This is a genomic window from Pseudoalteromonas sp. B131b (assembly GCF_037162545.1).
In the GTDB taxonomy this organism is placed as follows: domain Bacteria; phylum Pseudomonadota; class Gammaproteobacteria; order Enterobacterales; family Alteromonadaceae; genus Pseudoalteromonas; species Pseudoalteromonas fuliginea.
Genome location: NZ_JARLUZ010000001.1, coordinates 3,238,241 through 3,261,056 on the forward strand (window position 1 = coordinate 3,238,241; position 22,816 = coordinate 3,261,056).

Consider the following 22,816-nt stretch of genomic DNA (forward strand, 5'->3'; position numbering starts at 1 on the left):
AAACCTGACTATCAAAATTAAACAACTACAGCTCTATATCAAGTTCATCAACGCCTTTGGCGGGTACGGCGCAGCAAATTAGCGCCTGCCCTGTCTCTACTGGGTAACTTACGGTATTGCGATAAACCACAGCGCCTGCGTTTATTTTTACAGCGCAACTGCCGCAGCTGCCGTTTCGACAGCCAAACTCAGGTTCTAAACCATGAGATTCGGCTACATTAAGTATAGTGTTATCGCCTTTATTCCAGCGCTGTTCAAAGCCCGATTTACTGAATTTAATTACAGTGTTGTCTGCTTCTTCAACGCTCATCTCTTTGCTTTTATTAGGCGCTTCGTTTGTGTTAAGTACTTTGCGCTTAATACTGGAGGGTCCAAATGCTTCCGCAAATATATTTTTATCCTGCACACCGAGTAATAACAGCTCGTTATATACTTGCTGCATAAACGCAGCAGGTCCGCATAAAAAGAACTCGTAATCATCAAGCGGTAAATAGTATCTAAACACATCCGCATTTATGCGCCCTTTTAAATCAAAGCCCTCGTCTTTTAAATTAAAGCTCTCATCTTTTAAATTAAAACCATTGCCTTGTTTTTCATTAGGCTCAGGCTGAGATAAAAGTGAGTAGTAATCAATTGCCCCGCCACTCGTATCTGCAAGCATTTTTAGCTCGTTATAAAACGCACGCTGTTGGGCATTTTTAGCACTGTGAAAAATATGCAAAGGGCGTGTATAGCGGGTTCTTAACCCTTCATTGGTAATGTGTTTAGCCATTGAGATCATAGGTGTAATACCTATTCCACCACCAATGAGTACCGCAGGTTTGGCACTGGTGGGGTCAATAAAAAACTTCCCTTGTGGGTATTTAGCTAAAATAACGTCGCCTACATTTACGTTATTATGAAAGTAGTTAGACACTTCGCCTCTGAGTTCTTTTTTAATAGATAACCGATAAAATAGTTCATGAGGGCTTGATGACACGGTGTAGGTTCTAATAACAGGTTTGCTATTACTGTTATTGCTACTATTTTTACATGGTATTTGTACAGTTAAATGCTGCCCAGCTTTAAACGGTAACAAGGTTGTATTGTTATGCCCTTCTAAATAAAAGGAGGTAATTACATTACTTTCTTTAATTATTTTGGTTACTTTTAAAGGCTGCCAAGTATGTTTTAGTTTTTCGGCTTGTTTGTTTTTATCAGCCTCAAGCCACGTGCCCGTCATTTTAGTGTTAGGGGAATAAGCATCAAATTTAGCACTAAACGGGAGTAAGTTTTTAAGCCACATTCCTTTAGTGAGGGTAAATTTCCAGCCTCGGTCTGCACCAATAAAGCCCTCTAACTCTGGGTGCCCGTCCCATAAAATTTCAACACTGCCGGTAAGCATTAATACATTACCCGTGTCAAAATCAGGAAATAACAAACCTGCTTTTGGGTTTAATAAAAAGTTACCCAAGGTATTAAAAAAATTATTACCTGCGTAATCAGGAATCGTTAATGTGTTGCCCTCTCGCTTTACAAAGCCCGGCATTCCACCACGGTGAGAAACATCAACACCTTCAATTTTTGGATTGTTTTTGGCTGTTATAAAACTCGATACAAAAAACGTATCGGTGGTGTCAATTAACGCACTAGCTGCGTTATCAAGTGTATTAAATTCAACTTTTTGTACCGCATTACTTTTAAGTAAAGGATCTCTATTAAACGTTAAGTCGCGCGTTTGAATATACTGTGGGCAATTTCCAAAGGATTGATCAACATTAAAACTCACTTTATTATCACTAATTACCTCACCTACGCGCACATTTAAACGATTACGCCTACGCGTGCTTAGCTCAATGCCTAATAAACCAATTGGCGAGCCGACAATATTTAACGTGTTATGTAAGGGGTCGTTTTTATCAACCGCGTGCTTCATTAATAACGACGTAGGAGTTGGGGTGCTTAAAAAGCCTGACTGTCCTGAAACAATAGATACCCACGGATTAGCATTTTCATCAACACTGCCTGCAACCACAAATGGTAACTGCTCAAAAAAGGCTTGATGCTGCTCTGGCATAAATGAGCGCACAGCACGTTTGCCAAATGTTGCCATTATTTCTCGTTTACCGAGTTTGTCTTGTATTGCCAGCTCGCCTTCGTGAAAAGGTGAAGCATCTATTGAGTTAGTGTTAGTCATTTTGATCGTAATTCGTGTGCGTATTTTATGGGTTAAATTTAACTCAATACACACTCAGTGATAATGAGTGTTTTATTGACTGATAATGCACAAAACAATGACAATACTTGCACCCTCTTAGTGCTAGGCGCGCACCAACATATAACAAAACGAGTTTTATCATTACTCTAAAAACACATTAAATACTACTTAAACAATAACTTAAAAAACTGGCTGTATTTTTGCAAACATTCTATTAACAAGCCCGTTTTACTTACGGCAAAAATTTAGGTTGTGAGCACAATAGATATTAGCAACCACCGGCAAAGAAGCCCGCACACAGTTATGCATAATGCGTATTTGTGGCGGGCTTTTTTGTTAATTGTATTTAAACCGTCACTTTAAGGAATGCCCTATGCAAACCTCGCAAAAAATACTCATTATTGGTAATGGTATGGTCGGACACCACTTTGTTGAGCAAATGCGCCAAAGCGATGCCAACGCAGACATTACTGTACTTTGCGGAGAAGCAAATCTTGCATACGATCGCGTGTACTTATCAAGTGTATTTGATGGCAAAACAGCTGCCGATTTAGCACTTACCACTCACGACAACTACAAACAGCTTAATATTAATGTGCATACCAGCCATTGGGTTGAAGGCATTGATAGATCAGCAAAAATAGTGACCACATTAACCGGTGAGCAATACCCGTACGACAAACTTATACTTGCAACAGGTTCGTTTCCGTTTGTGCCGCCTATAAAAGGTAACGACCAACCTCATTGTTTGGTGTATCGCACATTAGAAGATTTAGAACAAATAAAAGCCAGTGCCGCTGTAAGTAAAAGCGGTGTTGTTATTGGTGGTGGTTTGCTGGGACTTGAAGCCGCAAACGCCATTAAGCAACTAGGGCTTGATACCCACGTAGTTGAATTTGCGCCACAACTTATGGCTGTACAGCTTGATGGACAAGGCGGTACGCTACTAAAAAATAAAATAGAAAAACTCGGCGTAACGGTACACACATCAAAAGCAACCAGTGAAATAGTAAAAGGCGAAACGAGCCGCTTTAGATTAAACTTTTCGGATGAGACATTTTTAGAAACAGATCTGATTTTGTTCTCTGCCGGTATTCGCCCGTATGATCAGCTAGGTAAAATTGCTGATTTAGAACTCGGTGAACGCGGCGGTATTATTATTAATAACCAATGCCAAACGTCAGATCCTGATATTTTAGCCATTGGTGAATGTGCCCTGTGGGACAAAAAACTATTTGGCTTAGTAGCACCGGGTTACAACATGGCGCGCGTTGCAGCGAGTCAATTAAGTGGCGGCGAGCTTGAGTTTTTAGGTGCTGATATGAGCACAAAACTTAAGTTATTAGGTGTAGAAGTAGGCTCAATTGGCGACGCTCATGCAAAAACGCCAGACTGTAAAGAACTTATATATCAAGACGCTATTCGCGGCTGCTATAAAAAAATTATACTAAGTGAAAAAGGCGATAAATTACTGGGCGCTGTACTCGTTGGCGATACCAGCGATTACGATACTTTATTGCAGTACATGCTTAACGACATGGACTTACCAGAAAACCCTGAGTGTTTAATTTTACCAGACAGCGGCGGCGCGCCGTCGTTATCGGGCAGTGCCCTACCCGATACCGCCACTATTTGTTCGTGTCACAATGTGAGTAAAGGCGACATTGTAGGTGCAATTGATGGCGGCTCATGCGATTTAGCCTCTGTAAAATCATGTACTAAAGCAGCAAGTGGCTGTGGTGGTTGTGCAGCGTTATTAAAATCTGTTGTTGATAACGAATTAGCAAGTCGCGGTGTTGAAGTAAACAACCATGTATGTGAGCACTTTGCATATTCACGCCAAGAACTACTGCACATGGTAAAAGTAGAAAGCATTAAAAACTTTGATGACTTACTAACTAAACACGGCAGTGGTCATGGCTGTGAAATATGTAAACCTGCCATTGGCTCTATTTTAGCCTCAACATGGAACGACTTTATTTTAGAACCCGCTCATGTTAGCTTACAAGACACTAACGATACGTACCTAGCAAATATGCAAAAAGATGGTTCGTACTCTGTAGTACCCCGTATTGCTGGCGGCGAAATTACCCCCGACAAACTCATTGTAATTGGACAAGTAGCAAAAGACTTTAACCTGTACTGCAAAGTCACTGGTGGTCAGCGTATTGATTTATTTGGTGCGCGCTTAGAAGAGCTTCCTGTTATTTGGGAGCGACTTATCGAAGCCGGATTTGAGACAGGTCATGCTTATGGTAAGTCTCTTAGAACCGTTAAATCGTGTGTGGGTAGTACGTGGTGTCGTTATGGTGTGCAAGATAGCGTTGGACACGCAATAGAAATAGAAAACCGCTACAAAGGGTTACGTGCGCCGCATAAATTTAAAATGGCGGTATCGGGTTGTACCCGCGAATGCGCCGAAGCACAAAGTAAAGATATTGGCATTATAGCCACCGAAAACGGCTGGAACTTATACGTGTGTGGTAATGGCGGTATGCGCCCTCGCCATGCTGATTTATTTGCGACCGATTTAGACACGCCAACACTTATTAAATACATTGACCGCGTAATTATGTTTTACATTAAAACGGCTGACAAATTACAGCGTACATCGGTATGGATGGAAAACCTTGAAGGCGGTTTAGACTACCTTAAAAGCGTAGTAATTGACGACAGCTTAGGCATTTGCGACGAGCTAGAAGCGCAAATGGAGTTAATTACACAAACCTATGCGTGTGAGTGGAAAAAAGCGATTGAAAGCCCTGATGCAGCCAAACGATTCCGCCAGTTTGTTAATAGCCCCGAAACCGACGATAACATTTTATTTGTACAAGAGCGTAACCAAATCCGCCCTGCTACAGAAGCCGAAAAGCGTGAGCAACGTAATACAAAAAACCGTATTCCAGTAATGGAAGTTGAAGAGGAGCAAGCTGATGTCTTGGCATAATATTGGAACAATCGACAACCTAGTGGCTAATAGCGGCGTATGCGCATTAGTTAATAATCAGCAAGTGGCTATTTTTTACATTCCACAAAATCCAACGGCTGTGTTTGCCATTAGCAACTACGACCCGATTGGCAAAGCCAATGTATTGTCGCGTGGTATTATTGGCTCAATCGACAATAAATTAGTTGTTGCATCGCCTTTATATAAGCAACACTTTTTGCCTAGAAACAGGCGAATGTTTAGAAGCACAAGCAATACACTTACCGGTTTTTAATGCAAAAATTGAAGACGGCAGTGTATTTATAAGCGCTGAACCAAAAGTTACAATAGCTGTGGCTTAGGGGAATAGTATGAGTGTATTGTCTTATTTTTCGGGTATTGAAAACGTGTGGCTAAATAAGCTCGTTACTAAGCTAACAAGCACCAATAGTCGCAGCGTCAAAAGCGGCAACGTTTACATAATTGGTGCCGGCCCAGGAGACGCAGAGCTAATTACGGTAAAAGCGCAGCGTTTAATTAATACCGCCGATGTTGTTTTGTACGATTGGTTAGTAAGCGATGATTTACTAAAAACACTACCTAAAAAAGCGCAGCGTGTATTTGTAGGTAAACGTGCTGGTAAACATTCGATGACCCAAGCTAATATTTGCGAACTACTGGTTAAATACGCGCAACAAGGCTTAAACGTAGTGCGTTTAAAAGGCGGTGATCCGAGTATATTTGCACGTATTAACGAAGAAGCCGATGCGCTTAGTAAGCATAATATTAATTTTGCTATTGTGCCGGGTGTAACAACGGCTTGTGCTACGTCCGCTTATACGGGAATTCCGCTAACAGCAAGGAACGTAGCGCGCAGTGTTACGTTTTTAACAGCGCAGTTTGCCGATCCTAATAAGCAACCTCATTGGCAAAATTACGCATTTGAGCAAGGCAATAACAACCCCACTTTAGTGGTTTATATGGGGCTTTCGCGCTTACAAACGCTAAGCAACGGTTTACAATCAGTGGGTTGGCCAAGTAATACACCCATTGCATTAATAGAGAATGCCACTACCACTAAGCAAAAGGTAATTACCAGTACGCTTGAATTGATAGTAAATGAGCATGCTAAACACGACCTTCAAGGCCCTACCCTAATTATGATTGGTGAAGTAATAAATCATAAAATGGCAATTAGTCCTGAGTTATTAAACAGTATCAATGTTAACGCATGATACAAAATGAATAATGCACTTTTCGCGCTTACTACCTCCCCAGGAGTAGGCGCTTTTTTTGTTTTTAATTTGGGTTCAAGTTGTGTGCAATAACATGTTTAAATGCACCAAATAAGTTAAAAGTAATGGCAATTTAAATTATAGAAATACAGTGACAAACAAAAATTATACTTTAAGTAATTGTATTAGCTTGATTTTAAATTCAATGATGAAATTTATTAATGATTGGAACAGTGGTTGCACTTTAAAAACAAAAAAGTGTGGAATAATACCAATGGCGACAAGTAATCCTCTCACAAAACAGTTTTTATTAGCGGCTAAATATCAAGAAATACACGCGCTAAAGCAATTACAAAACAGCTGTGCCTCGCTTACTAAATTAGGCGATTTTGTACATCAGTTACAAAAAGAGCGCGCAATGAGTAATATATTTTTGGCCTCAAATCGTGAACGATTCAAAACCCAGTTACAAGAACAAATCCCTTTAAGCAGCAGCGCACAAACTGCATTTTATGATTCTCTTAAACAAACATTTATAAAAGACAACGCCGATACTGGCCATACTCGGTTATTTAATTTAATTACCTATAGCCTGCAAACACTTGACGCATTGCCCGAATTACGCAATCAAATAGCACAACAAAACATTAGTGCAGTGCATGCTACGCAGTCGTTCACGCAGTTAATTGCTAGTTTACTCAATATTATTTTAGAGGCAGCTGATGGCGCAAGCGATCCTAAAATAACGCGTTTGTTAGTCGCATTTTTCAATTTTATGCAAGGTAAAGAGTACGCAGGACAAGAGCGCGCCTGTGGTGCACAAGCATTTGCAGCGAGTAAATTTACCACTGAGCAAAAACAACAACTCGCGCATTTTGTACAAGAACAAAACCACAGCTTTGACTTTTTTAATGAGTACGCCGATGCGCACCTTTTAAAATGCTTTGCCACATTAACAACACATCAGGTTAATAATCAGGTAGAGCAACTTAGAAGTTTACTGCAAAAACTCGATGACGAGAATGCTCAACCGCTCTCGCAACTAAGCGAAGTATGGTACGAAGTAACCACTACGCGCATAGATATAATGCACAAAATTGAACAAAATATAGCAGATCAATTAATTGATACCGCAGCAATGCAAATAGCCTGTGCTCAACGTAGTTTAAATACAAATAAGCAAGTACTTAACAATATGGCAGAGCAACACATAGCACCTACTTTTGGCCAATTAGCCATTAAGCAACCAGAGCCACAAGTAAACCAAAATATAGCGGCCGATAAGCTCAATAGTAATAAAACTATGTATGATTTAATTATCGAGCAAAGCCAGCATATTAAACAAATAAACCAAGCGTTACTTGACGCTAAAAAAGTTATTAGTGAGCAAAAGGTCATTCACCAAGCCAAGTACATACTTATTGAGCAGTTAAAGCTCACTGAAGAACAAGCCCATAAACAACTTCAAAAGCAAGCGATGAATTCACATAAAACGTTATACAGCGTAGCGCAAACAATTGTGGAACTGAGTGATTGAAGTAATAAATAATCTACTTTCTGGTTAATAAAATGGTCAATACTACAATTCAAAAATTTTACTTAGCCTGTATTGCAAGTAGCATTAGCTTTGTTCAATTTCCACTAAACCCAAATTTAGCCGTGTGATTAAACTTCATTAATTAAAGTTTAATTTTGCGAGCTTAACACGCCCTATTATACCTTTTCTGATTAAACTAATTATGACCAACTCCCTTAATTAAGTGAGCTACTTTGAGATAAGAAAACCTGATAGATAACAAGACAGAAATTTCGTTATTAGTAGTTCTCGACAGTTGCCTCTGCATCCATAGTCGTAAACCAGTAATTTTAACGCGGTTAGCGTCAGAGTTAATTCTCAAATTGATTAAGCATTATTGCGAACTGATATTAAACCGTATATTAAAATGCCTGTGTAATTGCTTTTAAAAACCTAAAACACGGTGTATTTAAATTAGGTAAGCTTTTAATTTAAAAAGTTAATTTATAAAAATAGATTATTTAAGCAAACTCATAATAATCAACTACAATAAGTTAATTACTTGTTACATAGCGTTTTAATGTGAGGGCATTTTATATTAAGGCCTGTTCATCTTTCGAGGTTGAATTTGCAGCAAGCTGTTTGGTATTTAAGCAAGTTAGAGCCTATGTAGTGTGGTTACTCCCCAAAAATAGGCGATAACGCAGAATAAATGCCAAATATGCGCTACCTAAGGGTGATTGACTCTTTGTTGCTCGGCTTTTACTTATTCTTACAGTGGTGTAAGCCATTAGAGTACGCAGGAGCAGGTGCCGAGCCCACTAGGTTACAAACCTCGCGCCACGATTAAACAGCTCTTAGATTGAACGAATTTCAATCATGAAAGTTCAACAGGTACTAGTTAAGTGATTAGATTGAAGGAAGTGTTAATGCCTAATGTAGGACGCTATATTGAGAATATATTACAAACAGATTCGAATTTTTTTGTTGATAACGACATTCAAAAAAACTTAGAGCACATTGTTGAACTAATCTTAAATGTTTTTGATGCTACGGCATGCTCTATTATTGCAAATTCACCACAGGGTCAAATTGAGTTGTACCAATATGGTTCGAAAATAGCCATAACCACAGAGGCGCTAAATAGTGAAGTATTTAATGAATCTATTATCGAGGGTAACTCAAAAAGCACTTCAAATACTCCCTTAAATGTAAACTCCAAAATACGCAGGGTTATATCACTCATTATTTTACCATCGAACTTAAAATTAGGCTGGTTGATATTTGAACGAAAAAGTGAATCCGCATTTACAGAAAAAGATAAAACGATATTAGCCACCATACAAAAAAATATTGTAAATCAATTGCTTCAACTTAACTTTATATTTAAAAAAGAAAAAGATGCTGAACTGCATTCAATGATTTCTGAGCTAAATAGAGATTTTGTTTTTATAAAGGACGAAAACTTTAAAATTGTATACGCAAATGATGCCTTCAAAAATAGTTATCCAAAAGAAATGCAAAACAAAATAATCGGCTTTACTACAATTGAACACTACGAAGAAGATGCGGCTAAAGCATTTTTAGCGCAAGACAAAATTGCTTTAAATTGCGGCATTAGTAAAACAGTCGAAAATTTAGCAATGCCTAATGGCATGCAAATTACTGTAGAAACTATAAAACAACGCTTTGAAGATAAGTCTGGTAAACATTATATTTTAGGTGTGTGCAGAAATATAGCTGAAAAAGAAAATTTAATATCTAAATTACAAAAAGCAAACAGTGAACTTGACGAGTTTACCAGTATTGCTTCTCACGATTTAAAATCGCCATTAAATGCAATTAAGCGTTTATTAGAGTGGATTTCGGATGACTGTAAAGATCTGCTTCCTGAAGAGCATTTAGAAAACTTTCAATTAGTAATTAATCGCACTAATAGAATGCAGGTATTACTAGAAGATTTACTGAGCTATTCGAGAGTAGATCGCTGTGATTCTAACCGCTCTGACTTGTCTTTAGAAAATGTTTATCTTGAAATCGCTGAATGTTTAGAGATCCCCGAAACAGTAACTGTTCATTTAGATGCAAATGATAAATTATTAAACATACCAGTAGTCCCCTTCAAAACAGTCATTTTAAACCTAATTAGTAATGCTATAAAACATAACGATAAAGAGCTTAGTGTTATACACGTTTCTCTACGGCCTTCTCATCATTATTATCTTATTGAAATAACAGATAATGGTCCTGGAATAGATCCAAAGTATTTTTCACTCATTTTTAAATTGTTTCAAACTCTGCGATCTCGTGATGACGTAGAGGGCAGTGGTATTGGCCTTTGTGTAGCAAAAAAACTCATTATTAATTATGGCGGTAAGATTGAAGTAGCATCTGATGGGAAGCTTGGCAGTACATTTACTATTTTTTGGCCAAAAATTTAGCAATAAAATTGTTTTATTAATTAAAGATGAGTATTGGCATAGTGCTAAACCCTTAAGGAACTTATGTATATTTTAATAGTTGATGATGACTTAGTAGATCGTAAGTTAATTAAAAAGATGCTTATTTCAGACGGCTCTCAACTTCATGATATTACTGAAGTAACATGTGTTAAAGAAGGTTTAAATGCCATTGAAAGTATGCATTTTGACATAATACTACTCGATTATAATATGCCTAAAGAAGATGGTATCGAAATGCTTCTTGAAATGCGAGCAAAGCCAAAACTTGGTAATACTGCAATAATTATGATTAGTTCATCAGAGAACTCAACCCTCGCAATTGAGTGTATAGAAGCCGGCGCACAAGATTTTTTACCTAAGGGTGATATTACACGTAGTAGTTTAAATAAAGCACTTATATACGCTAAAAAGCGATTTGAAGCTGAACAACGCATGCATGACAGTTACCTCGCTGTAAAGCATATGGCAGAAAGGGATCAGCTAACGGGTTTGTCAAACCGATACCATTTTGAAGAAATATTAAAAGTAATGATTGCCAATAATAAACGGACTAAAAATAGTGTCGCGCTTTTGGCATTGGATTTAGATAATTTCAAACATATAAACGACACATTAGGGCATAATGTTGGCGATCAGATTTTAATACAAACTGTAACAAGAATTAACCACTGCCTAAGAAGAGACGAAGGGTTTGCTCGATTAGGGGGAGATGAATTTGCTGTTATTATTGGTGGTATAAGTAATATTAATCAAATAGGTATGATAGCAAATAGGATATTAGCTAATGTTTCTGAGCCATTTTTACATAATGGTAGAACGATTAACTGTAGTGTGAGTATTGGCAGTGCTATATATCCTCAAGATGCGACGGAGTCACATGAACTGCTTAAATGTGCTGATATTGCAATGTATCGCTCTAAGCAAAACGGTAAGGCAAAAATTAGTTTTTATAAAGAACAATATCAATACGAGTTTAGTCGTCGCGTTGATATTCAAAACAAAATTAAAGAAAATTTAGAACAAGAAAATTTTCGAATATTTTACCAACCTGTTTATTGCTCTAAACGGCAAAAAATATCAGGTGTAGAAGCTTTAATTCGCTGGCCAGATTCCGATATTAGTTATACTCCTGATGAATTTATACCCATTGCGGAAGAATGCCGATTAATTGTGACGCTTGGCGAGTGGATTATTTCAACAGCTCTACAGCAATTATCATTATGGCAAACTCGTTTTAAAATTCCGCTAAATTTATCAATAAACATTTCCCCGATACAACTTCAGAGTGAAGGATTGCTCGCTTATTTACTCGCAGCTGTAAAGCAATATGATGTGAATGTTAATAGTATAATTTTAGAAATAACTGAAACAGCCTTTATCAAAGATAACGAAGAAGTTACTGATATATTAACCACCTTATCCAATAATGGCTTTAGAATTGCTTTGGACGATTTTGGTATGGGCTATTCATCTATATCTCATCTTATATCTTACCCCATTGATATTGTTAAGTTAGATAAAAGCATGCAATCATCTGATGGTGAAAAAGGGAAACGACTAAGAGTAATTGAAGGGTTGTCTCTGATGCTTAAAAAGTTAGATTTTGATATTGTCGCCGAAGGTATTGAAACCCAAGCACAGCACGATTTATGTAAACAATTAGAAATAGACTATTTACAAGGCTTTTTATTTTCAAGGCCCATGCCTGCAAACGACATAGACTTATTACTCACTAAGAACGCCGACGATTCAATCTAGAAATATTACCTATATTGAAATCGTCAAAATAAAATAACAGAGGCTGTATTTTGCTAAACCGAAAAACACCTAAAACTCTATTTTCACTCAATATAAACTAATAATATATTGAGATCGTAATAATTTTTAATCTCCCTGTATTGGAGTATCAATGACAGACAGTACCTTCTCTTTTAGATCTTCAGCCTTAAAAGTTCCCTTAACTAAATAGCCTTTAACAAAATCATGCGCCATAATAATTTTTTTCTCTTCTTCTCGTTCTGATGAGCTGAACATCATAACTACGCAAGAACTTATTTCAATGACTTTCCTGAGCTTGGCAAACTCGTCTAAAAATTGAATACCATTAACTCTGGGCATATTAATGTCTAAAAAAATCAATATTGGGGGAAAGCCATCTGGGTGTTCTTTTTTATTCGCTTCATAATTTTCGAGAAATTCTAATGCCTCTTGACCATCTTTTTTCAAAAATGGTAAGCTCTAAGTTAGCTTCTTTTATTAATCTTTTAAGGATATACCGATCAACTTCGTTGTCATCGATAATTAATATAGGTGGTTTTACTTTTTTCATCTTAATTTATCCATAGGTATTGTTATTTTAAATGTTGTACCGCTATTAGAACTTTGCAATGATATTTCTCCATCTAAATACTCTATATGTTTTTTAACTAGTGCCATACCCAAACCTGAGCCGCTACTCGTCTCAACATGAAATCGCTTGAACATATCAAACACTTCGCTTTGATGCTTATCAGGTATTCCGATCCCATTATCGGTAACTGTAATATTGAACGTCTCTTGTTCGTTAAAAATATCGCAGTGAACATAGGGCGCATCCTTATTTGTGTCGTAATATTTCAACCCATTTGATATCAAATTTTCGATGATTTGAGCAAAACGCGCTTTTTCTGATTTGATAGGTGTCGATAAATTAATATTCGTTGTTAATGTACAAGGATTATCTTTCATTAACCAAGCCAGTCGTTCTTCCATATCAGTAATCAACTGATTAAAGTCAATTAATTCTTCATTTTCATTACCTATATCTGCTTTTGCTAATAATAAAATATCAACAACAAGTGTTTCTAACTTCTCCATTTGTTGGTAAATAATTTTCGCATTTTGACAGGCCTCTTTAATATCACCAGCTTCTATATCTTGAATAACAAATTGGGCCAAAGATTTAGCGCCCGATAACGGTGACTTTAAATCATGTGATGCTCTGTAAGCGAACTGAGCCAGTTCATCATTTGCCTGCTGCAAAGAAGCTGTTTGGCTGTTTACAATAGCTTTTAGCTCGATACTATTTTCTATGTTTAATAAATCATCTTTGATACGCTGTCTTGCTGCTATTACCAATGCTTTTAATTCACCCGTGGTATTTTTATCAAGTTCGTCATCTAAATTAGTACTATCTTCAGGTTTACTAGTTAAAAGAATGGTTAAATTGCGTATAGAGCTAGATATGGTACGTGACAGGTAACTGATTAAAATAATATTAAAAAGGGATATGATTAAAACAAGTGGTATTAAAGTGCTCAATATAAACGACACTGTTTTTCTGATTGGTTCTTCAAACATTTCTGAATGTTGATTGAATCCATCAAGTGCAACATTAAGGTTTAGTAAAAAATCATCTCTACTGAGTTCACCTTTCTTATATTGAGTAACTGACAGTAGTGCTTTATCCGCAATTTCTATATCATTTTCGCAAATAGTTAAAGCTTGATCAGTCTTAATGACTTTCATAATAACACGGTTTAAATAATTAACTTCATCAAGACAATCAATAGGTTGCTGCTTTATAGCCAATATATCAAACTCTATTGTATTTATGTCTACAGGGGTGTCGTTTTTTATTTTTTTACTGTCTTTGTTAATTGGTTAATATACTTTAAATGAAGAAAATTAAGCTGATGAAACTTAGCGCCTTTAGCTATTTCAAAGGCAGAAAAAACGGTAATACTTACTTCGGCTGTCGTTAAGATTACTATAAGCATCAATTTTTTAGTTATATTCATATACGAAGCCTGTTTTTCTATTCGCTATTGGTTAATAACCGTAACACTATATTTATTATGGTTTTTCTAACCTTAGTTATAGCAGGCATTCTTTTTTTACTAGTTAATGTATAAGTTTTGCGCTTATTTAGAGAATTTAATTACTGCATAAGAATTGCACCGCATTCATTTGGCCGATTCAACTTTAATAGCAAGTTTCTTTTTTAACTTTTCTTGCCACTCTACAGCAAGCTCTGGCAAAGTTAGGGCCTCTAAAAGTACGTCTTCGTAACCTACGTATTTTTTGTCAAAAAACGCCTGAAACAGCTTTTTAACTGAAATATTATGCGCCGCTTTTTTTCTATAGTGACTGTATCGCCTGTTTTGGCAACTCCTTGCTCAATGACTCTAAAATACACACCCGTGCAATAATACTGCGTGAACAGTTTAAGGCTGTTTTTATTATTAAGGGCGATAGCCAATTTAAAACAGGGCACACGAGGCTGGCTTACTTCAAGCAGTGCAGTACCAATTCGAATATGATCGCCTATATGTATATTCGCTTCATCAAGGTCAGAAATTGTGAAGTTTTCACCAAATATGCCACTGGTTAAATCCTCGTTTGCAAGCGTTTTCTTCCAATAGTCATAATGATTGTGCGAAAAAGCATATACCGCTTTATCTACGCCGCCGTGGTAAACTAAATCAGCTTGCTCATCACCTATAATACTTAGCTTTTCAATAGTTACCGGTTCGTTAGTAGCCGTTTTAAATATACCTGTTTTAACTTCTTTGCCGTTATGCACAACCGTTTTTATTTTAGAGATATTGGTAGAGATTATTTTCATTAAGACTCCCATTTACCTAATGCTTGTTTGTCACTTTGTTTAAACTCAACCCAATTTGATGAGTCTTTAAAGTGCTCTTTTTTCCAAAACGTGGCGTGGTTTTTTAAGTAATCCATTATAAATTGTGCGCCTTCGAACGCGGCTTGGCGATGGCGGGACGTTACGCCAACAAATACAATTTGCTCGCCAAGTGCTAAATAACCAACGCGATGAATAATACATATTCGAGCCAGTTGCCAGCGCGTTTGTGCTTGCTCTGCAATAGATTGAAGCAGTTGCTCGGTCATACCAGGATAGTGTTCAAGCTCAAGTGCAATAACGTTATCGCCACTGCTGAACTCTCTTACCAAACCTGTAAAGGTGACAACAGCGCCATCGCTTTTATTATTACTACAAAGCGTATTGTGCTCGTCACCTACATTAAAATCATCGGTTTGCACTTGAATATGTATGCTCATTAGCCACCTGTAACCGGCGGGAAAAAGGCAAGCTCATCCCCTGCTTTCACTATTTCGTCGCTTGATGACATAGTTTGGTTAAGCGCTGCAAGTAGCTCACGCTCCTCCAGCCACGGTTGCCAATGCGGGTATTGGCTTACTAATCTTAATTTAAGCTCTGAAATAGTAAGCGGCTGCGTAATCTCAAGGCTTAATTTACTGCACTTTAACCGCTCTTTTAGTTGCCCAAAAAACAATAACTCTACATTTTTGGCGCTAGATATAACATTGTTTGGATTAATCTCGTTGCCAACTGCCATTTTTTCCCCCAGCTTTTTGAGTAACGCGCATGCCGCTAATTTCCATTAGTGGGTCGGCTGCTTTACACATATCAAACAAAGTAAGGCTAGCCACAGATACCGCTGTTAACGCTTCCATTTCAACCCCAGTTTTACCGGCAAGTTTGCAGTAGCTGGTTATTTTAATTTGGCTGTTTGCTTCATCAAGTTCAAAATCAACAGCGACTTTGCTAAGTGCAAGCGGATGACAAAGCGGGATTAAATCGGCGCACTTTTTAGCGCCTTGAATACCTGCAATACGTGCCACGCCTAACACATCGCCTTTTTTGTTTTGATTAAGCATTACTTGTTCAAAGGCAAGTTTGCTCATGCTAATAAATGCTTCAGCTGAGGCATCGCGCAAGGTTACGTCTTTGAGCGATACATCAACCATATTCGCTTGGCCGTTTTCGTCAACGTGGCTCAGCATACTATTGCTCACGCGATTCACACTTTTTACCAATGGTAATGTGCGGTGCAAAGTTACACGGTTTATGCATTGAGTTAAGTTGATCTTTTATAATGCCTGTCCATGCTGTTTTGCATGCGCCTGTAGAGCCTGGCATACAAAAAATAACCGTGTTGTTAGCAAGTCCTGCCAATGCACGAGATTGAATAGTTGAGTTACCAATTTCACCGTACGATATATGTCTAAATAGCTCGCCAAAGCCATCTACGCTTTTATCAAACAGCGGCGCAAATGCCTCAGGTGTTGAATCGCGCTCGGTAAAACCTGTACCGCCAGTCACTAAAATAGCGTGAATGGTGTCATCGGCTATCCACTGCGATGCAATAGCGCGCATTTGGTAAACATCATCTTTTACAATTTCTTTATCCGCTAAGTGATGACCCGCCTCAGTTAGCGCTTTAATTAAGTAATGACCAGAAGTATCGGTAATCGCATCGCGCGTGTCGCTTACTGTAAGTACGGCAATGTTTAAAGGTATTTGTGACTCAGTTGTGTGGCTCATAATGCTCTTCTTAATTGATTAATGCTTTGGTCAAAATGCTCATTTACAGCTTTAAATTGCGCCGGTGTATTGGTGTTTATTAATGCGTGCGCTTTATTACATAAAAGCGTTTGCACACCAATGCTTTGGGTAAACTGTTTTATTGATTTATGACTGTTAGCGTTTGTGAGTATGTGTTTTAAATGATTTTTTACACTGCTTGTATTACGAATATACAGCGGTAGTGGTTCATTTTCAAAGTGCCAAGCATGTATTTGTGACTGATTTAATTGATTGCTCACACTTTGTACTTTATTTGACTGAGAAGCCAGCACAATTGTGCTTAACAAACTACTCGTAAGTAGAGGCATATCTACCGCAGTAATAAGTAAGTCGTACTCAGTGGCTATTAATGTGGAATAAATTCCGCCAAGGGGTCCACTATTTGGGTATATATCTTTAACGTACTTTTCTGAGGGATAATCGCTCGGTGAATAATGACTCGATGATTTAACTGGATTTGTAACGTTGCGACTTATTAGTATGTTTTTAGCGCCTGCGTCTTTTAATAAATCACACGCATTGTGCAATAGAGTTTTGTTGTTTAAAACTAAATCGGCTTTGTCTGTGCCCATTCTTGATGACTTACCACCAGCAAGCACAACACCTGTAAAATCTCGCTTAACTTTCATATTAGCCGCCTAACATGGCTAAGTGAGTTGTCGCACCTGTTAAGCGTTTATCCAGCTCATGGCTTATTTCTTTATTGCCCATAGCGGCTTGAATTGCCTTTACGGTCGCTGCAGTATCGTCCTCGTTGAGTAGTTCGCGTAAATCTATACCTTGCTCGGCAAACAAGCATAAGTGTAATTTACCCAGCGCCGACACCCTTAAGCGATTACAGCTTTTACAAAAATCTTTGCTGTAAGGCATTATTAAACCAATACGACCATCGTAATCAGGATGACAAAATTCCTCTGCGGGTCCGTTTAATTTTCCCCTAACGACTTGTAACCAGCCTTGGGCGAGTAATTGGGCTTTAACCGTTTGCCCACTTAAGTGGTTTTCTTCAAAAAAGGTTGCGCCGTCACCGGTTTCCATTAATTCTATAAAGCGCACTGTAACTTTGTGGTGTTTTACCCACGCTAAAAAATCCTTCAATTGGTTTTTATTAAACTGCTTGGCAAGCACTGCATTTATTTTTATATCTTTTATGCCCAGATCTACCGCGCGTTCAATCCCTTTTAAAATAAGGTTAAGTTTGTCGTGCCCTGTTATGAGTTTAAACATACTCGGATTTAAGCTATCAATACTGACATTAAGCGCATCAAGCCCGGCTTCTGCAAATTCATCAATTTTCTTTAATAAATTAAACCCGTTGGTAGTAATGGCTACTTTTTCTATGCCAGGTGTATTTTTACAGAGTTTTATAATATCGGTTACGTCGTTTCGCAAGCACGGTTCGCCACCTGTAATGCGTACTTTTTTAGTACCTAGCTCTGCAAACGCATTTACTAGCGTGCTAATTTCGTTTTTATTTAAAAAATTACGCGGCGTATCGCACTGATACCCGTTTGGTAAACAATAACTACAACTAAAATTACATACATCAGTTATTGAGAGGCGCAAATAGTTAAACTGCCGACCAAATTGATCATTAAGCATATGCTTCCTTTTTTTCTTTACATTACAACCGCAACATCAATGCTGCTAGAGCCTGCTTTGTAATGTTGTTTTATTAATTGGCTTAATTGTGTTTTACACGAACCACAGTTCGTTCCACATTTAAGTTCAGACCCCAATTGCTCGACGGTGTTTGCACCGTTTTTAATGGCGTTTATAATTGGCTGCTCTCTAACTTTAAAGCAGCTACACACTTGCACGCCTTGGGTAAATTCTTCATCGGGAGTTGCATAAAGCAAAGACTGTAATTGGGTGAAAGTTAGTAATGGCTCTGCAAATAAATGGTTTATCCACTCGAGTGATATTTCTTTTTGCTCGTTAGAAATAACACCAACAAACGCTAATTGATCGTTTTGAATACATTGCACGTGCATGGCTTTTGCCGTATTCATAGCCGACCACTGCCCTTGTAAACCGGTTAAGGTTTGGCAGTAATACAGTAAATCACTTTGTGGCTCATTAAGCGCCAATTGGTAATTAAAGCAATTACTAGCATTAACTTTGAGCCAAAAATCACTGTTTATAACAAGCTCGTTTTTAGCAAACAGCTGCATATATTGCACAAAGGGTGCCTTAACTATATTAACAGCGCCGTGTTTGCACTCAGCCTGACCAGATAGAGGGTCAACTACCGATTGATACAACCCACTTACTGTTGCTGATGACGCAAATTGCTTGTTCCAATGAATAGGCATAAAGCATTCACCTTTTCGCACCGAATCGGTTACTTTTGCATGCGCGGTAACGTGTCCCGTTTGGGCAATCGCGCTTATTAAATCGTTTTGTTTAATTGCTAATTTACTGGCATCAAGCGGATTAATTTCAATGTACGGGCGTGTAATATGCGATGAAAGCGCAGTGCTTTTACCCGTGCGGCTCATGGTATGCCATTGGTCGCGTATACGTCCTGAGTTCATTACAAACGGATAATCATTTGATGTTTGTTGCACAGGTAATTGCGGCGTTATGGGTATAAAACGCGCCTTTTTATCAGCGGTGCTAAATTGGTTATCTGTAAAAACCTGACCGTTTTTATAAGGCTGATTTTTAACAACAGGCCACATAATGGGTTTTAAGTTATCGTACTGACTTTTTGTGAGCCCAACTAAACCAGAGAGGTTTAATAATCGACTGCCATTATTTTCAAAGTCGGTTAATTGTGCCCATTCTTCAAAAATGCCACTTGGATCTGTAAAATCAAAACCTTCAAAGCCCATTTTTTTAGCGACTTCGCACATAATTTGCCAATCGTTTTTAGCTCCTGAATAAGGCGCTACTAACGGGCGCTGTCTTGATATTCTGCGCTCTGAGTTAGTTACTGTGCCGTTTTTTTCGCCCCATCCGGTTGATGGAAAAACAACATCGGCAAATTTTAACGTATCACTTTTTGCAATACAGTCAGATACAACCACCAGCTCACAGGTCTCTAATGCTTTTTTAATAGCGGCGTTATTGGGCAAGCTCACCATTGGGTTTGTTGCCATTATCCACACTGCTTTTATTTTGCCTGCGGCTATTTCATCAAACATATCAATGGCATTGCTGCCTGCTTTGTTAGCCACAGTTGGCGAGAGCCAAAAGCGTTGTACAAGTGATTGATGCGCTTCGTTTTCAATATCTAAATGCGCCGCTAACTGATTAGCCAAGCCACCGACTTCGCGCCCGCCCATCGCATTGGGTTGCCCAGTAATTGAAAACGGACCACTGCCTGGCTTAAGTAATTTACCCGAGGCTAAATGTGCATTAATAATGGCGTTGCATTTATCTACACCCGAGCTTGACTGATTTATACCCATTGAATAAAAGCTAATCGCACTTGGGCTGTTAGCAAATAGTGCGTAAAACTCAGTGACTTGCTCAATTGCTATATCACAAAAGTCGCTAACTGCCTCACAGCTCCATTTTGTTGCCTCTTGCAATGCGCTTTCAAAGCCGTTTGTGTGCTGAGCAATAAATTGCGTATCGAGGTGGTTATGCTCATTTAAATAATGAAGCAAACCGTTATAAAGCGCGGCGTCACTGCCTGGTTTTATATTTAAAAATGTGTCGGCAAGCTCCGCTGTGTCGGTTTTACGCGGATCAATAACCACCACTTTCATATTTGGGTTAAGCTGCTTTGCACGCTCCATTCGCTGATACAAAACCGGATGAGTCCACGCTGCATTTGAGCCAATTAAAATAAGTAGCTCAGTTTGCTCTAAATCCTCGTAAGTACACGGCACTACGTCTTCACCAAAAGCGCGTTTGTAACCTGCCACAGCAGATGACATACACAGGCGCGAATTTGTATCAATATTGCCTGAGCCTATGTAGCCTTTCATTAATTTATTAGCGATGTAGTAATCTTCAGTAAGTAACTGCCCTGACACATAAAATGCCACCGCATCAGGCCCGTGCTTTTGTATTACGTCGTTAAATTTATTGGCAACATGGTCAGTGGCTTCATCCCACGTAACGGCTTGGTTATTAATAAAGGGCGACGTTAAGCGATTATCACTGCCTGTGGTGTCGAGCAAATGGGTGCCTTTTACACATAAACGACCAAAGTTTGCGGGGTGCTCTCTCATGCCTTCAAGCTTGGTTGGCACATTATTAAAAAGTGAAATATCAACACCGCACCCTACACCACAGTAAGCACATGTTGTTTGTTTTAACCTGGTTTTATTTAAAGTTGGTGACGTGTTTGTGCTTGCCATACTGCTCTCTTTTAGTGTGCTTTAATTTATGCGGGCTGTTTTACAGGCTCATTAAGAGTAACTACGTTAATAGTGTTACTTGCTTTAGCGAGCGCGCTGTTTATTACGTTTTGAACGAGCTTTTCACACCCTCCACAGCCTGTACTGGCTTTGGTGCTTTGCTGCACACCTGCCAAATCTATGCAGCCGTTAGAAACTGATTGTTCAATGGTGTGTTTAGTTACTTTATGACACGCGCAAATAATGGCGTCATCAGGCAAGTCATCGGCGCTTAGCTCTGCTATGTCGCCGGCAAGGGGCATAATGAGCGCTTCGGGAGCGGTGGTAAGTTCAATGTCGTTTAAATGATATTGCAGCAAATTGTCGTAATCGCTGGTATCGCCAACAAGTACCGCGCCAATCAGCTTATTACTTTGTGAATTAGTGACTATTTTTTTATAAATACCATTGGCTTGGTCTTCAAAGTAATAGCTTATTGCGCCTTCGCTGCGTGCATGTGCATCGCCAATAGAGCCTACTTCAACACCCATTAATTTAAGCTTAGTGCTCATATCGGCACCGCTAAATTCATCGGATTTATTGTCTAAGCCAGTACTTTGTAAAGTACCTTGCTGCGTATCTTGTAAAATATGACCAACTGCTATTTTAGCCATGGCGTAACCAGGTGCCACTAAGCCAAAAATAAAATTATTCCACAGTGCACATTCACCAATAGCGTATATGTTTTTATCGCTCGTTTGGCAGTGGTTATTAATTACAATACCGCCGCGCTCACCTAATTCTAAATTAAACTCGCGGGCTAAATTATCATAAGGACGAATACCCGCCGAAAATACAATCATGTCGGTTTCAAGGGTTTTACCGCCCTTAAAACACATTTTATAACGGCAACTTTCACCTTCTACTATTTCCTCGGTTGCTACCGATGTATGCACAGTAACGCCTAAATCTGTAATTTTGTTTTTTAGTAGCCGACCGCCACCAGCATCAACTTGTACGCCCATAAGTTGCGGTGCAAATTCTATTACGTGAGTATGCAGACCCAGTTGCTTTAATGCGTTTGCAGCTTCAAGCCCAAGTAAACCGCCACCAATTACCACGCCTACTTTGCTGCCGTGGGCTGAGTTTTTTATTGCGTGTAAATCGTTAATGGTGCGATAAACAAGGCAATGATCGCGATCTTTACCCGGTATAGGCGGTACAAATGGGAATGAACCTGTAGCAAGCACAAGTTTGTCGTATTCAAACAACTCCCCTTTAGCGGTCGTTACAGTTTGCATATCACGATTTATATCAACCACTTTAGAATGAGTATGAAAGCGTACTTGCCAATCGTCATAGGTTTTATTGCATGTAAGTGCGAGGTCGTCTGCGGTTTTGCCTTTAAAAAAAGAGGATAGTTGCACGCGGTCATACGCTAAACGGTCTTCACCGCTAAGTACCGTAATTTCAAATTGCTCATCAGCTTGATTTTGAGAAACTAGCTGCTGCACAAAATGGTGCCCGACCATTCCGTTTCCTACCACTACAACACGCTGCTTGCTTAACATTTACCCACCTTAAAGTGATACCTATTTTAGTAATTGACTAAAATTGAAATCGAATAATTTGTTATAGGTTTGTTATAGCAATATGTAAGCCAAATATATAAGCATTCAAAATCAGTAAGTTGACTACATTGGTGCAGAGGTGAAAAGCATAAAGCCCCACAAGATGGTGCAATTGCACCATCTTGTGTCGCTATAAATTACAAGTGAATATTAGAAGATA

At 38.5% G+C, this 22,816-nt stretch carries 16 protein-coding genes and 2 pseudogenes; 6 read left to right on the forward strand and 12 right to left on the reverse strand.

Annotated features, from left to right (window positions below; all coding sequences use genetic code 11):
• Window positions 1-25: 25 nt before the first annotated feature.
• A complete protein-coding gene (locus P4S65_RS14935) occupies window positions 26-2,176 on the reverse strand; it encodes a 2Fe-2S iron-sulfur cluster-binding protein (protein ID WP_337120494.1) in 2,151 nt (716 codons plus the stop codon).
• Between the two features lie 394 nt (window positions 2,177-2,570).
• Here P4S65_RS14935 and nirB point away from each other — a divergent pair, with 394 nt between their 5' ends.
• The 6 genes and pseudogenes from nirB to P4S65_RS14965 all read left to right on the forward strand — a co-directional run bounded on the left by nirB (window position 2,571) and on the right by P4S65_RS14965 (window position 12,094).
• Window positions 2,571-5,144: a nitrite reductase large subunit NirB gene (nirB, locus tag P4S65_RS14940; RefSeq protein WP_337120495.1), complete on the forward strand. Its 2,574-nt coding sequence runs from the start codon at window positions 2,571-2,573 to the stop codon at window positions 5,142-5,144.
• Window positions 5,131-5,485, forward strand: a pseudogene (nirD, locus tag P4S65_RS14945) (nitrite reductase small subunit NirD). Before nirB ends, nirD begins: the two are co-directional and overlap by 14 nt.
• Window positions 5,486-5,494: 9 nt before the next feature.
• Window positions 5,495-6,358 carry a uroporphyrinogen-III C-methyltransferase gene (gene cobA, locus P4S65_RS14950; protein WP_337120496.1) on the forward strand — a complete coding sequence of 288 codons (864 nt, stop codon included), beginning with the start codon at window positions 5,495-5,497 and terminating at the stop codon, window positions 6,356-6,358.
• 274 nt (window positions 6,359-6,632) lie between these two features.
• Entirely contained in the window at window positions 6,633-7,895 is a 1,263-nt protein-coding gene (locus P4S65_RS14955; protein WP_337120497.1) for a nitrate- and nitrite sensing domain-containing protein, read from the forward strand.
• A gap of 908 nt (window positions 7,896-8,803) precedes the next feature.
• The gene (locus P4S65_RS14960; RefSeq protein WP_337120498.1) at window positions 8,804-10,315 is read left to right on the forward strand and encodes a PAS domain-containing sensor histidine kinase; all 1,512 of its coding nucleotides are present in this window, start codon (window positions 8,804-8,806) and stop codon (window positions 10,313-10,315) included.
• 63 nt (window positions 10,316-10,378) lie between these two features.
• Window positions 10,379-12,094, forward strand: a complete 1,716-nt coding sequence (locus P4S65_RS14965; protein ID WP_337120499.1) for a two-component system response regulator — start codon at window positions 10,379-10,381, stop codon at window positions 12,092-12,094.
• 126 nt (window positions 12,095-12,220) lie between these two features.
• Here P4S65_RS14965 and P4S65_RS14970 read toward each other — a convergent pair whose 3' ends face one another.
• The 11 genes and pseudogenes from P4S65_RS14970 to P4S65_RS15020 form a co-directional block, all read right to left on the reverse strand.
• Window positions 12,221-12,562 carry a response regulator gene (locus P4S65_RS14970; protein WP_442961871.1) on the reverse strand — a complete coding sequence of 114 codons (342 nt, stop codon included), beginning with the start codon at window positions 12,560-12,562 and terminating at the stop codon, window positions 12,221-12,223.
• A 99-nt stretch (window positions 12,563-12,661) separates the two neighbouring features.
• Window positions 12,662-13,906: a sensor histidine kinase gene (locus P4S65_RS14975; RefSeq protein WP_337120500.1), complete on the reverse strand. Its 1,245-nt coding sequence runs from the start codon at window positions 13,904-13,906 to the stop codon at window positions 12,662-12,664.
• A 374-nt stretch (window positions 13,907-14,280) separates the two neighbouring features.
• Window positions 14,281-14,942 (reverse strand): annotated as a pseudogene (locus P4S65_RS14980) (MOSC domain-containing protein).
• On the reverse strand, window positions 14,942-15,400 hold the full coding sequence (moaE, locus tag P4S65_RS14985) for a molybdopterin synthase catalytic subunit MoaE (RefSeq protein WP_007375234.1): 459 nt from the start codon (window positions 15,398-15,400) through the stop codon (window positions 14,942-14,944). The pseudogene P4S65_RS14980 and the gene moaE overlap by 1 nt, the downstream one beginning before the upstream one ends.
• Complete coding sequence (locus P4S65_RS14990) at window positions 15,400-15,699, reverse strand: MoaD/ThiS family protein (protein ID WP_337120501.1); 300 nt, start codon at window positions 15,697-15,699, stop codon at window positions 15,400-15,402. Before P4S65_RS14990 ends, moaE begins: the two co-directional genes overlap by 1 nt.
• Window positions 15,677-16,147, reverse strand: a complete 471-nt coding sequence (gene moaC, locus P4S65_RS14995; RefSeq protein WP_007375236.1) for a cyclic pyranopterin monophosphate synthase MoaC — start codon at window positions 16,145-16,147, stop codon at window positions 15,677-15,679. Before moaC ends, P4S65_RS14990 begins: the two co-directional genes overlap by 23 nt.
• 1 nt (window position 16,148) lies before the next feature.
• Window positions 16,149-16,688 (reverse strand): molybdenum cofactor biosynthesis protein B, encoded by a 540-nt coding sequence (gene moaB, locus P4S65_RS15000; RefSeq protein ID WP_096793304.1) that lies wholly within the window; start codon window positions 16,686-16,688, stop codon window positions 16,149-16,151.
• Window positions 16,685-17,359, reverse strand: a complete 675-nt coding sequence (locus tag P4S65_RS15005) for a molybdenum cofactor guanylyltransferase (protein WP_337120502.1) — start codon at window positions 17,357-17,359, stop codon at window positions 16,685-16,687. The genes moaB and P4S65_RS15005 overlap by 4 nt, the downstream gene beginning before the upstream one ends.
• 1 nt (window position 17,360) lies before the next feature.
• Entirely contained in the window at window positions 17,361-18,332 is a 972-nt protein-coding gene (gene moaA, locus P4S65_RS15010) for a GTP 3',8-cyclase MoaA (protein ID WP_193225966.1), read from the reverse strand.
• A 17-nt stretch (window positions 18,333-18,349) separates the two neighbouring features.
• The gene (locus tag P4S65_RS15015; RefSeq protein WP_337120503.1) at window positions 18,350-21,046 is read right to left on the reverse strand and encodes a nitrate reductase; all 2,697 of its coding nucleotides are present in this window, start codon (window positions 21,044-21,046) and stop codon (window positions 18,350-18,352) included.
• Between the two features lie 26 nt (window positions 21,047-21,072).
• A complete protein-coding gene (locus P4S65_RS15020) occupies window positions 21,073-22,596 on the reverse strand; it encodes an FAD-dependent oxidoreductase (RefSeq protein ID WP_337120504.1) in 1,524 nt (507 codons plus the stop codon).
• Window positions 22,597-22,816 lie beyond the last annotated feature (220 nt).